At 40.9% G+C, this 12863-nt stretch carries 13 protein-coding genes; 8 read left to right on the forward strand and 5 right to left on the reverse strand.

Annotated elements, in window-relative coordinates; all coding sequences use genetic code 11:
* Window positions 1-669 (reverse strand): amino acid ABC transporter permease, encoded by a 669-nt coding sequence (locus MTT09_RS04430; protein WP_429802773.1) that lies wholly within the window; start codon window positions 667-669, stop codon window positions 1-3.
* Window positions 656-1309, reverse strand: a complete 654-nt coding sequence (locus MTT09_RS04435; RefSeq protein ID WP_103599586.1) for an amino acid ABC transporter permease — start codon at window positions 1307-1309, stop codon at window positions 656-658. Before MTT09_RS04435 ends, MTT09_RS04430 begins: the two co-directional genes overlap by 14 nt.
* Window positions 1310-1418: 109 nt before the next feature.
* On the opposite strand from MTT09_RS04435, the gene MTT09_RS04440 reads away from it, so the two are divergent.
* From MTT09_RS04440 to MTT09_RS04465, 6 genes are all read left to right on the forward strand, one after another.
* Window positions 1419-1664, forward strand: coding sequence for a CBU_0592 family membrane protein (locus MTT09_RS04440; protein WP_429802776.1), 246 nt, complete (start codon window positions 1419-1421; stop codon window positions 1662-1664).
* Entirely contained in the window at window positions 1661-2629 is a 969-nt protein-coding gene (locus MTT09_RS04445; RefSeq protein ID WP_103599588.1) for an agmatine deiminase family protein, read from the forward strand. The genes MTT09_RS04440 and MTT09_RS04445 overlap by 4 nt, the downstream gene beginning before the upstream one ends.
* A gap of 2 nt (window positions 2630-2631) precedes the next feature.
* On the forward strand, window positions 2632-3558 hold the full coding sequence (locus tag MTT09_RS04450; RefSeq protein ID WP_103639511.1) for a cation diffusion facilitator family transporter: 927 nt from the start codon (window positions 2632-2634) through the stop codon (window positions 3556-3558).
* Window position 3559: 1 nt separating this feature from the next.
* Window positions 3560-4432 (forward strand): carbon-nitrogen hydrolase, encoded by an 873-nt coding sequence (locus MTT09_RS04455; RefSeq protein WP_429802779.1) that lies wholly within the window; start codon window positions 3560-3562, stop codon window positions 4430-4432.
* Window positions 4433-4642: 210 nt separating this feature from the next.
* Window positions 4643-5584 carry a TAXI family TRAP transporter solute-binding subunit gene (locus MTT09_RS04460; protein WP_021085228.1) on the forward strand — a complete coding sequence of 314 codons (942 nt, stop codon included), beginning with the start codon at window positions 4643-4645 and terminating at the stop codon, window positions 5582-5584.
* A gap of 86 nt (window positions 5585-5670) precedes the next feature.
* Window positions 5671-7737 carry a TRAP transporter permease gene (locus tag MTT09_RS04465; protein ID WP_429802782.1) on the forward strand — a complete coding sequence of 689 codons (2067 nt, stop codon included), beginning with the start codon at window positions 5671-5673 and terminating at the stop codon, window positions 7735-7737.
* Between the two features lie 99 nt (window positions 7738-7836).
* On the opposite strand, the gene MTT09_RS04470 is transcribed toward MTT09_RS04465, so the two are convergent.
* From MTT09_RS04470 to MTT09_RS04480, 3 genes are all read right to left on the reverse strand, one after another.
* The gene (locus tag MTT09_RS04470; RefSeq protein ID WP_429802784.1) at window positions 7837-8322 is read right to left on the reverse strand and encodes a tetratricopeptide repeat protein; all 486 of its coding nucleotides are present in this window, start codon (window positions 8320-8322) and stop codon (window positions 7837-7839) included.
* A 70-nt stretch (window positions 8323-8392) separates the two neighbouring features.
* On the reverse strand, window positions 8393-9076 hold the full coding sequence (locus MTT09_RS04475; protein WP_429803710.1) for a M48 family metallopeptidase: 684 nt from the start codon (window positions 9074-9076) through the stop codon (window positions 8393-8395).
* Window positions 9031-10350: an MATE family efflux transporter gene (locus tag MTT09_RS04480; protein ID WP_009293656.1), complete on the reverse strand. Its 1320-nt coding sequence runs from the start codon at window positions 10348-10350 to the stop codon at window positions 9031-9033. The genes MTT09_RS04475 and MTT09_RS04480 overlap by 46 nt, the downstream gene beginning before the upstream one ends.
* A gap of 95 nt (window positions 10351-10445) precedes the next feature.
* Here MTT09_RS04480 and abc-f point away from each other — a divergent pair, with 95 nt between their 5' ends.
* Together abc-f and MTT09_RS04490 are read left to right on the forward strand one after the other, a co-directional pair.
* Complete coding sequence (abc-f, locus tag MTT09_RS04485) at window positions 10446-12377, forward strand: ribosomal protection-like ABC-F family protein (RefSeq protein ID WP_429802787.1); 1932 nt, start codon at window positions 10446-10448, stop codon at window positions 12375-12377.
* A 1-nt stretch (window position 12378) separates the two neighbouring features.
* Window positions 12379-12813 carry a hypothetical protein gene (locus tag MTT09_RS04490; RefSeq protein WP_429802789.1) on the forward strand — a complete coding sequence of 145 codons (435 nt, stop codon included), beginning with the start codon at window positions 12379-12381 and terminating at the stop codon, window positions 12811-12813.
* The last annotated feature ends 50 nt before the right edge of the window (window positions 12814-12863 follow it).

Raw genomic sequence — 12863 nt, forward strand, 5'->3', positions numbered from 1 at the left:
TTAGCTCCATTTTTCTTCTAATTTTTTTGATAGCTTTGAGACTGGATAGCAGATCGCAAAATATAAAAAGAATATGAGCGTGTATATCCAAAATGGCGCCATAGGATTTGTAAATACATTTCGCTCGATGATCTGCTGGCCGACTTTGACCACCTCTACAACGCCGATTAGAACGACGATAGAGGTCGTTTTTATCATACGGCTTAGTAAATTTACAGCTCCAGGCACCAGTCTTCTTGTAGCAAGCGGGATGATGACATAAAAGTAAATTTGAAATTTGCTAAGCCCCAGCGAGGCGGCTGACTCAAACTGGTGCTTTGGTATCGAGGTGATCGCTCCTCGCACGATATCCATCATCTCAAAAATGCCCCAAAGGCTAAAGACGATGAGTGAGGTGGTAAATGCCGAGATATGGATATCAAAAGCCTTGCTAACGCCAAAATAAAATAAAAATAACCAGACGATCTGAGGCATGATACGAACGATCTCTAGGCAAATTTTTAAAACAAAATAGATAAATTTGTTTTTCATACTCATCAAAACGCCAAGTATGAGGCCGCCGATAATGGAGATGACGATAGAAATAAGCGAAATTTCGGTGCTTACCACAAGACCTTCAAGCAGTCTTAGCAAATTTTGCGTGTCAAATAATATACTAACTCCTTGCATTTCTCACCCTTTTTTCGACGTAGCTAAGCGCCAGCGAGACTGGCAAGATGATGACAAGATAGCTAATAACCAGCATAAAAAGCGCCTCATCTGTCTTGTAGTAAAGCCCGATGAGATCTTTTGCGACATAGACTAGATCAGCAAGGGCTACGATACTAACGATACTTGTCTCTTTTAGCAAAAATATGACGTTTGCGCTGATGCTTGGCAGTGCCACGCTAAAGGCTTGTGGCAAGATGACATATCTTAGGAGCTGATTTTTACTAAGAGCGATGCTAAGTCCTGCTTCTATCTGCGACTTTCTCACCGCCTCAAAACCAAGTCTAAAGCTCTCGCTCATGTAGCTGCCACCAAGAAAGCTAAGTCCCGCGACCGCACAGGCAAAGCCGCTCATCGATACTCCAAGCTTTGGCAAGCCGTAGTATAAAAAGAAGAGCTGGATAAGAAGCGGCGTGTTTCTTGAAAGCTCAACGTAGCAATCAACGAGCTTTGAGAGAAATTTTAGCTTGTAAAATTTCACAGCCATGCAAAAAATGCCTATCAAAATAGAAAAGACGATCCCCAAAAAGGCGATCTGACAGGTGAGCACCCCAGCTTTTACAAAAAGGGGGTAAAATTTCTCAATAAACTCAAAATCCATAAACTTTAATCCAATCTGAAAAATGGAGTTATTTTATCCCATAATCATAAATTTAAAACTAATTAGATATGATCACGCTTTAAATTTAAGCTTACAAAAAGGATAAAATTTGATCGATCTTTTTCAGATCATCGGCTTTTTAGGGATGATTTGTATCGTGATGGGCTACTTTTTGCTTCAGATCGGCCGTCTAAATAGCCACGATCTAGCCTATCAGATAATAAATTTAGCAGGCGCAGTGCTACTTATAATCTCGCTTTTTGTGCATTTTAACCTCGGCTCATTTTTTATAGAGGTCTTTTGGATAATCATTACGATTTATGGAATTTATAAAATTTACAAGGAGAAAGCGTGAGAGCGTATGCAGAGTGGGAAGAGCAGGAGCTTTTGTTTTTATCGCTGCCACATAGTAAGAGCGACTGGGAGCCTTATTTAGAGGAGATTTTGGCGGGCTATGAGGAGCTTGTGGCTGCTGTTACGCCCTTTGAAAAGGTGGTGCTTATCTGCCCTGATGAGGCAAATTTCACTAGGTTTAAGAAATTTAAAAATGTTGAGTTTGTTAAGCTTGATACTGACGATACTTGGATTAGAGATTACGGTATGATCGACGTTTGCACCAAGGACGGTGTAAAGAGCTATGACTTTAAATTTAACGCCTGGGGCGGTAAATTTAAGAGCTCAAAAGATGATGCGATAAATTTAGAGCTAGCTAAAATTTACAAAACTAAGCTTGAGCCTGTTGATATGATACTAGAGGGCGGAAGTGTCGAGTTTAATGGAGATGGCGTGCTTTTAACTACTTCAAAATGCCTACTAAATGAAAATAGAAACAAAGCACTTAGCAAAGAGCAGATAGAAGAAAAACTAAAAAATTTATTTGGCTTAAAGCGTATCATCTGGCTTGAAAATGGCTTTATAAAAGGTGATGACACAGATAGCCACATCGACACTTTAGCGCGTTTTATCACGCCTGATACTATTGCTTACGTAGCTTGCGATGACAAGAGCGACGAGCACTTTGATGAGCTAAAAAGGATGGAGGATGAGCTTAAAAAAACTGGCTTTAAGCTACTTGCTCTGCCACTACCTAAGCCTAAATTTTATGAGGGCAAAAGGCTTGGCTGCACCTATGCAAATTTTATCTTTATAAATGGTGCGCTAATCGTGCCAACATATAACGACGAAAACGACGAAAAGGTGCTAAATTTACTTGCCAAGGCACTGCCAGATAGAAAGATCATCGGTGTAAATTCGCTAGTTTTTGTCCGTCAAAATGGCTCGCTTCACTGCTCAAGTCAAAATAGATACAAGAGGGCTTAGCCTTGTCAAGTCCGTTTGATTATGAGTTTAACAGCATAAATAAGCAAGAGTGCACGCAAGGCGAAAATAAGGCCGTTATCGCAGCTGGAGCTTGCGCCTTTTTGCTCGCACTTGTGAAATTTGCAGCTGGACTTTTTAGTGGCTCAGTCGCTGTGCTTGGCTCGGCGATTGATTCGATGCTTGATTTTATCGTTTCGCTTTTAAATTTATTTGCGCTTAGAAAGTCAAGAAAGCAAGCCGATGAGAGATTTAACTTTGGCTACACAAAGCTAGAGGCGTTAGCAGCGTTATTTGAGTGCGTCATCATCGTGCTGGCTGCTGGATATATATTTTATGAGAGTGTTAAGAAATTTAGCGAGCCAAATTTAGAGATAGACCTTGGCTTAAGCCTTGGCGTGATGGTATTTTCGGTCATAGTGACGCTATGTTTGGTGCTATTTTTAAACCAAATTTCTAAAAAAAGTGGCAACCTTATCATCAAAGCAGACGCGCTGCACTATAAGATCGACCTTTTTAGCAACCTTGCAGTCATTATCTCGCTACTTATCATTAAATTTAGTGGATTTGTGATGATAGATGCGATCTTTGGTATCGTGATAAGCGGCTACATCGCTCAAAGTGCCATAAGTCTTGGCAAGGACGCCCTTGGTGTCTTGCTAGATCACGCAGCAAGCCCCAAGATCACAGCTGAGATCATCAAGATGATAAAGGCAAAGCAGAGAATTTCAGACTTTCACTACCTAAACACAAGACAGAGCGCAAATACCATATTTTTAACGCTGCATTTAGTTTTTGACAAAGATATCTCGCTTTACGACGCGCACGAGGTGGCTGACTCGCTTGAAGCTGAGATAAGAGAGAAATTTAAGGAATTTTCGTGGCAGATAACCACGCATTTAGACCCATACAACGACAAAGAAGGGAGATGAGATGAAAGTAGCACTACTTCAACAAGAATTTAAAGGGACAAAAGAGGCAACTATCGCAAAGACGCTTGAGCTAATAGCTGAGGCAAAAAAAGGTGGCGCTGATCTCGTGGTCTGCCAAGAGCTACACCAGACGCAGTACTTTTGCCAAAGCGAGGATACAAATTTCTTTGATCATGCAAACGACTGGCAAGAAGACATCGCTTTTTGGGGCAGGGTTGCAAAAGAAAATGGCGTAGTTTTAGTCACTTCGCTCTTTGAAAAGAGGGCTGACGGACTTTATCACAACACCGCCTTTGTCTTCGAGCGTGACGGCAGTGTGGCTGGCAAATACCGAAAAATGCACATCCCTGATGATCCTGGATTTTACGAGAAATTTTACTTCACGCCTGGCGATATCGGCTTTGAGCCTATTGAGACGAGCCTTGGCAAGCTTGGCGTTTTGGTCTGCTGGGATCAGTGGTATCCAGAAGCAGCAAGGCTGATGGCGCTAAAAGGGGCAAAAATTCTCATCTATCCAACGGCTATTGGCTGGTTTGAGGGCGATAGTGATGATGAAAAGTCAAGACAGCTTGAAGCGTGGGTGGCGGTGCAAAGAGGTCACAGCGTGGCAAACGGCCTGCCAGTGGTCGCAGTAAATCGCGTGGGCTTTGAAAAAGATGATAGCGGCGTGATGGATGGGATTAAGTTTTGGGGAAATAGCTTTGTTTTTGGGCCTCAAGGCGAGCAACTTTTCCGTGCAAACAGCACAGATGAGCTTTGCAAGATCGTTGAGATAGATATGAAAAGAAGCGAAGAAGTGCGCAGAATTTGGCCATTTTTAAGAGACCGCAGGATCGATGCCTACGCAAATATCACAAAGAGATTTATCGATTAAATTTGGAGCTAGAAATTTTACTTCTAGCTCTTAAAATTTAGAATGCTCGTAAAAGAAATATAAATTTATTCTTAAGAAAATATTTTTTTAAGCCTTGATTGTGTAGAATAGTTGCAACTTTACCAAAATGGCATAAAAATATCATATCAAAAAGATACAAAGCTAAATTTATAGAATAAAATAGCCTTAAATTTTTTGAAAGGATTTTAGATGAAAACTACTTCTTTGGCACTTGCTGGATTGCTTTTGGCAACAACACTTTCAGCAAAAGAATTTATCAGTATCGGCACTGGCGGCATGACAGGCACGTACTATCCGATAGGTGGAGCGATCTGCCGTTTGGCAAACAAAAATACAGACGTAAAATGCTCTGTCCAATCAACTGGCGGCTCTGTTTATAACGTAAATAACGTCCTTAAAAAAGAGCTTACATTTGGCTTTGTTCAAAGCGACGTCGTCTATGACAAATATAACGGCACTGGCAAATTTGACGGAGCAAAAGATGAAAATCTACGCTCAGTAGTGGCTATCTATCCAGAGCTTCTTGCATTTGTCGTGGCAAAAGATAGCGGCCTAACAAGTGATATCCAGTCTTTTGCAGGCAAAAAATATAACGTCGGAAACCCAGGTAGCGGCAACGAAGTGAGTACGCTTGAAGTCTTTAAAGCAAAAGGCTTTGACGTTTCAAAACTAGGATATCGCGGCGTTTTAACAGTTGGCGAATGCCCACACGCACTAAAAGATAAAAAGATAGATGGTTATAGCTTTGTCGTTGGTCACCCAACTGCAAACATCACTGATGCTGCGACATCTTTGCCTATCGATATCCTAAATATCGAAGGTAGCGAGATCGATAATCTTCTTAAAGAAAAACCATACTTTGCAAAAGGTGTGATCCCAAAAGGCTCATATGATGGCGTCGATCACGATGTAAATACTATCGGCGTAAAGGCTGTTTTGGTAACTAGCAAAGATACAAAAGATGAGGCTGTAAAAGCTGTGATAAAAGCTATCTTAGATAACTTTGATGAGTATAAAACTCTTCACCCAGCGCTAAAATCAGTAAATAAAGAAGATCTCGTTCAAGGTCTTTCAGCTCCGCTTCACCCAGCTGCAGAGGCTGCATTTAAAGAGGCTGGTATCTTAAAATAATCCATCTCCAGGGGCTTTGCCTCTGGATAAAATTTAAATATGCAAATTTCTTCTAAATTTATATATTTAAATTTTAAAGGAGAGAGATGAACGAAGTTAATGACAACGAAGAACAATTTGTCGAAGTAAAGACAAGAGAGATAAATAGCAATATTTACAACTATTTCATCGCATTTGCGTGTTTCTCTTGGTCGGTTTTTCAGCTTTATATAGCGTATTTCCCACTAAATACTAACATTTCGCGCTCAGTGCACCTAGCCTTTGCGGTTGGGCTTGTATTTTTGCTCTATCCAGTCACTTTTCATAAAAAGGCTCACTCAAGTTTGCCACTTTACGACCTAGTTTTTTGCGTGGTAGGCGTTGTTGCCGTGCTTTATCCAGCGGTTTATTTTTACGAGCTAGCTGATAGGACAGGGGATTATATCACTCAAGATATCGTCATATCGTTTTTGGCTATCATTGTCTTACTTGAGGCTGGCAGGCGTGTCATGGGACCAGCGCTTCCTATCATTTGTATATTATTTTTGATATATGATCACTTTGGCCCTTATATGCCAGACATCATCGCTCACCAAGGCGCTAGCTTTGAAAAGATCGCAGGGCACATGTTTTTAACAACCGAGGGCGTTTTTGGCGTGCCTATCGGCGTTAGCGTTAGTTTTATCTACCTTTTTGTTCTTTTTGGTTCATTGTTAGAGCGAGCAGGCGCTGGACAATACTTTATAAATTTAGCCTTTTCTCTTCTTGGCAAATATAGAGGTGGCCCAGCTAAGGCTTCAGTCATCGCAAGCGGCCTAACAGGCATGGTTTCAGGTAGCTCAACAGCAAACGTCGTAACCGTTGGTACATTTACCATACCGCTTATGAAAAAAGCTGGCCTTTCACGCACAAAAGCTGGAGCCATCGAGGTCGCAGCTGGCGTAAATGGACAGCTCATGCCTCCTATTATGGGTGCGGCTGCTTTTATCATCGCTGAGTTTTTAGGTATGACATATACAAATGTCATGATGGCAGCGGTTATCCCAGCATTTGCTTGTTATTTGTCACTATTTTTCATCGTGCATTTAGAGAGCGTTAAGCTTGGACTAAAAGGCATAAATCAGAGCGAATTTCACTCAAGATTTAAAATTTTTGTAAGCGGTCTTCACTATATAACGCCGATCTTGATTTTACTTTATACGCTACTAATCGCAAAAGAATCAGCTATCTCAGCGGCTTTTAATGCGATTGGATTTTTATTTTTGATAATGATCTTTCAAGAGCCAACTAAAAAGCTAGCTTCAGGCGAAAAAGTAGGGCTAAACGACGTGCTTCTTGGTTTTGAGGATATATTTTGGGCAATGGTTACGGCTGCAAAGAGCATGACTACAATAGCCATCGCAACAGCGCTTGCTGGCATCATCGTGGGCTCTATCTCGCTAACTGGCCTTGGTCAAGTACTTTCTGATCTAGTCGAGCTTTTAGCAGGCGATAATATCATGATGATCCTACTTTTAACGGCTCTTATGTCGCTCATCCTTGGTATGGGACTTCCAACGACAGCAAACTACATCGTTGTCTCAAGCCTTGTTGCGCCAGTTATCTTGTTTTTAGCGCACAAAAATGGCTTCTTAATCCCAGCCATCGCCGTGCATCTTTTTGTATTTTACTTTGGAATTTTAGCTGATGATACGCCGCCAGTTGGCATCGCAGCCTACGCAGCAGCGGGTATTGCCAAGGCAAATCCAATAACCGTTGGCGTGCAAGGATTTTTTTACGATTTAAGAACAGCGATCTTGCCATTTGCCTTTTTCTTTAACAACAAACTTATGCTAATTGAGAGCATAAACACGAGCGATCCGCTTGATTCAAAAGGGATAGTCTGGATGAGCAATCCGCTTGAAATTTTACTTGTATTTGGCATGGCGATCGTGGGAATGTTTGCCTTTTCTAGCTTGCTGCAAGGCTACTACGTCACAAAGCTTAGAATTTGGGAAAGGTTGCTACTTATCCCTGTCGTGCCTTTAGCTCTTGTGCCAAATATCTGCGTGAAATTTGGTCTGATGCCAAACGAATACACAGCCTACATCGTGGCAGCTGCTCTTTATGGCTTTGTCTTTATGACTCAGTGGGGCATAAAAGATAAACCGCTTGATCAAATAAGAGCGATTTAACACTAGGCAAGAGCCCTCTTGCCTAAACTTTTAAATTTATTGATAAAATTTTCATTGATTTTGTAAAAAGTGAGAATTTAGGCTTTTAAAGCCTAAAGATCAAAGTTGTTTTGAGCGTTTTAGATCGCCTGCAAACTCGCAAGCGAGCTTGTCGCTTAGCTTGCAGCCTTTTACTAAGAAGGTGTAAGCCTCTTTAAATTTCTTAGCTTCTATTAGTATCGAGCCTATCATGCCGCAAGAGTAGCCGTCATTTTGTTCGCAAGCTTTGTTAAAAAGCTCTCTTGCTTTTTGTGGATCATTATCTAGATAAATTCCACCAGCTGCCGAGCAACCCTCTTTTTCGCCGCCTTGGCAAGCTTTATTGTAAAGCTCTAGCGCTTTGTTACTATCTGGCACGTCAGTTTTGCCTAGCTGATAGATCGCACCTGCTTTTAGGCATGATCTTGCGTCATTTGCCGCGCAACCTGCTTCAAATTTAGCCAAGGCTTCTTTGAAATTTGAGTCAGCATAAGCTTTCAAACCATCTTCAAAGTCGCCTGCTAGAGCGCAAGCTGCTAGAAGAGAGATAAAAATCATCTTTTTCATCAAATTTTCCTTTTGTAAAGTAATATGCAATTTTATCATATTAAATTTACACTTACTTGATGAAAAATAATTACGATTTTAAAATTTGCTCTTGCGCTTTGTAATCAGGCATGATGGCTTCTATAAATTTATAAAAACTGCTTTGATGATGCGGGTAGAGTAGGTGAGTAAGCTCGTGAAGCACGACATATCGCACGGCTGAGAGCGGCTTTTCTATGAGCCTTAGGCTTAAGTTTATATAGCCTTTTTTGTGGTTGCAGCTGCCCCAGCGAGTTTTGCTATTTCGTATGACGATGCGACTAACTGGCTTGTTTATAAAAGGCTCAAAATGGCTTACAAGCTCTAAAAATAGCTCTTTTGCTCTTGCTTTTTTAAAGCGCTCAAGTGCCTTTAAATTTGGCGTTATGATAAATTTATCTTCAAAAAATGGCACATTTACGCTCTCATCAAATTTGATCTTATAAATTTGCCCAAGAAATTTCATCTCATCATCTTTTGGTAAATTTAAAAGAGCTTTTTTATATGAGTTTTCAAGCCAAATTCTGTGCGTCTCAAGAAAGCTAAGAGCCATCTTTTGCGTGCTGTAAAATGGCATAGAAAGCGTGATCTTAGCATCCTTGCCAACTCTTAATCGCATAGCCTTTACATTTGTTTTAAAATTTACTAAAACGCTTAGACCATAAAAGTCTAAATTTAGGCTCTTTTGCCTCAAACTAGGCGTTTTTCTTGCCACTTTTTGCTTCTCCAGCGCCATGTATTTGCAAGGCCTCTTAGCCACTCATCAGCGCAAAATCCTATCCAAACGCCAACGATGCCCCAGCCAAGGTGTATGCCTAAGAAATATCCAAGCGGCAGCGAAAGCCCCCACATAAAGATAAGCCCAGTTGCTAGTGGAAATTTAGCGTCACCACTTGCACGAAGGGCATTTACTATGACGATGTTAAAGGTTCTGCCAGCTTCTAGCACGATCGAGAGGGTAAAGAGCGGTAGCATTATCTTGCGCAAGCCCTCATCTAAATTTAGCGCGTCCATGATCTTATACTTTAAGGCATAGGCGATCAAAACGACGACGAGCGTTATAAAAATGCCAAGCCACAAGGCTTTAAAGGTCCTCGTATAGGCCTCGTTAAACTCGCTTGCCCCAACCAAGTGTCCCACGATGACCTCGTTTGCCACGCTGATACTCGCTCCACAAAGCAAGATGAGAAGCGTGATCTGAAAGTAGATAGTCTGCACGCTAAGAGTTGCCTCGCCCATGCTCGCGATAAAGCCAAATGCGACCATGTACTGCGCCATCCAGAGTAAATTTTCGCCAGCGCTTGGCAAGCCAACTGAGAGTATTTTCTTTAAAATTCCAAACGGCACTACAAGCAGTTTGCTAAGATAAATTCTAACTTTTGCCACGCGTATGAGCATGTAAAGTAGGACAAAAACGCCTATTAGTCTGCCCACAAATGTCGAGATAGCAACACCTTGCAGGCCTAAATTTGGCAGATCAAACCAGCCAAAAAGAGCGATGGCGTTGCCAAAGATGGTGATGATGTTCATTAAAACCGAGGTTAGCATCACAGCGGTTGCTAGATTATAGACGCGAAGCACCGCAGCTAGCACCATGCCGATGCCATCAAAGAGCAATGCAAAGCCAAGTATGTGAAGGTATGAGAAACTATCGTTTATGAGATCGTTTGGAACGTTTAGTAAATTTAAGATGTTGTAGCCAAAGACGTAGATGATGATGGCTGAAAAGATGCCAAAGACCGTATTTGACGTGATGCTTGCGTGTATGACGCTTGAAGCTAGCTCGTTTTGCTTTGCTCCAAGTGCTTGTGCGACGACGACTGAGCAGCCCATGCTTAAAAAGTTAAAAATGGTCATAAAAAGGTCCATCACTTGATTGCCCGCACCCATGGCGCCAACTAGATGCACGCTCACTTTTGTCACCATGTAGGTGTTTATGATAAGCGTTATAAAGTGTAAAAACATATCTAAAAATATAGGGACGACCAGCTTTTTCATAGAAAGATTCATAAATTTCTCCTTTTTTAAATTTTGGGCGATTATAGCCAAATTAGGTTTTAGCTCCCTTTTGATATAATCCAAAAAATTTAAAATTTGAGAGAAAAATGGCATTAATCGACCTAATAGACGTAAGTAAAAAATTTGGCGCAAATGAAATTTTAAACAGTGTAAGTCTTAGCGTAAATGAAAATGAAAAGATAGCTATCATCGGTAAAAACGGCAGTGGCAAGAGCACGCTTATGAAGATCATCTCTGGCGAGGTGGCAGCAGATAGTGGCAGACGCATAGTGCAGAGCTTAATAAGCGTCGAGATGCTAGCGCAAAATCCAAATTTTAACGCCACATTTAGCGTAAGAGATGCGCTAAATAACGAGCTAAAAGAGATATTTGACGCGATAAGCGAGTATGAAAAAAGTGGCGTCTTGCTAGCAAATGATCCTGAAAACAAAGAAATTTTAAAAGAGCAAGAGAGGCTTTTAAAATTTATAGAGGCAAAAGACGGCTGGAATATCGAGCACAAGATCGAGCGAATTTTGCAAGAATTTAAGCTAAAAGAGTATGAAAACAGACCCATTTGCTCACTAAGTGGTGGCGAGATCAGGCGCGTGGCACTGGGCGCTCTCATCCTTAAAAAGCCAGATGTGCTTTTGCTTGATGAGCCTACAAACCACCTTGACGTCTATATGGTCAAATTTCTTGAAGATATGCTTAAAAGCTCAAATCAAAGCATAGTTTTTATAAGCCACGATAGGTATTTTATCGATGCACTCGCTACTAGGTGCGTTGAGGTCGAGGATGCAAGCTTAAAAAATTTCGAGGGCGGATATGCAAACTATCTAACCAAAAAAGAGGAGATTTTAGCAAGCCTTGCAAAGTCACATGAGACGCTGCTAAAACAGCTAAAGGCTGAAGAGGAGTGGCTAAGGCGTGGCGTAAAAGCTAGGCTAAAGCGAAACGAGGGCAGAAAAGAGCGAGTGCTTGCCATGCGCGAGGAGGCTAAGAAAAACCCAGGCGTGATAAGGCGCGTGAGGCTAGAACTTGAGCGTGCTAGTAAAAATTTCAACCAAACGCAGAGCCAAAACCGCAAAAAAATGCTCTTTGAGTTTAAAAATTTAAGCAAAAGTATAGACGGCAAGGTGCTTTTTGAAAAATTTGACGCAAGGGTCTTGCAGGGCGAGAGGATCGCCATAGTCGGGCGTAACGGCAGTGGCAAAAGCACGCTGCTTAAAATTTTGCTAGGACTTGAAAAGCCAAGTAGCGGCGAGATAAAAAGAGGCGAGGTGAGTATCGGCTACTTTGATCAAGCTAGAAATGTCCTTGATGATGACAAGAGCCTTATAGAGACATTTTGCCCAAATGGTGGCGATCACGTGCTGGTGCGTGGGCGAAATATGCATGTTTATGGCTATCTTAAAAATTTCCTCTTTCCAAAGGAATTTCTAGATAAAAAGATAGGCGTTTTAAGTGGCGGCGAGAAAAACCGCGTGGCACTTGCGATGCTTTTTACCAAAACTTACGATGTGCTGGTGCTTGACGAGCCGACAAACGACCTTGATATCGCAACTATCAACATCTTAGAAGACTACTTGCAAAGCTTTGAGGGGGCTATCTTGCTAGTTAGTCACGATAGATATTTTGTCGATAAGATGGCAAATAAGCTCTGGGCGTTTGAGGGGACAAAGATAAATGTCTTGCACGAGGAGTATAGCGTCTATTTGGAGCTTGAAGATGAGATGAAAGAGCTTGATAAATTTGAAAAAGAGCTAGCAAATAGCCAAAATGAAGCCAAGCAAAAGAGCAAAACCAGTGCAAAACTAAGCTACAAACAAACGCAAATTTTAAACACATATCCAGATAAAATTTCAGCCCTTGAAGCAAGGGTGGCTGAGCTAAATGAGGGGCTTAGTGATCCAAAAATTTATCAAGAAGTGGGACTTACTAAACTTTATGAAGAGCTTGAAAAGGCAAAAGCTGAGCTTGAAAGCCTAGAAAATGAGTATTTTGAAGTTTTAGAGATCGCCGAGGAGCTAGAGTAGCTTGAAAAAGATCGGTAGGATAAGCGCGCTAAATACGAGAGTTGTTAGGCAAAATTCTGTTGTAAGCCTTAGCATTATCGTTGATAAGATGAGGTTTAGTGAGACATTTTCACCTGTTATATATAAATATGAAGTAGGCGATCTAGTCCAGATAAAATATAAAAAGGTTGGATTTTTAAATAAGATAGAGACTATTAGGCTAATCGCAAAAAACAGCGAAGAGTCAGGGCTTTTTGCAAGGATTAAAAATTTATTTTTTATGATTATGTTTTTTTGCTTTTCTCTTTTTTTGTTGATGGTGATTTATTATGTGGTTTTGAAGAAATTTAGTATTATTGGAGCTATTTTGGCATTATATGCTGTTTGGCTACTAAATACAGCAGTTAGGATAGTATATTATAGGCTTATGATTTTTAGATATTTTATATTTGGATAGGTACTTTGAAATTTAAATTTATGAAAGGTTTTTGTGACATGATGAGGTCG

It is taken from the genome of Campylobacter concisus, assembly GCF_050447505.1.
GTDB classification, from domain to species: domain Bacteria; phylum Campylobacterota; class Campylobacteria; order Campylobacterales; family Campylobacteraceae; genus Campylobacter_A; species Campylobacter_A concisus_BP.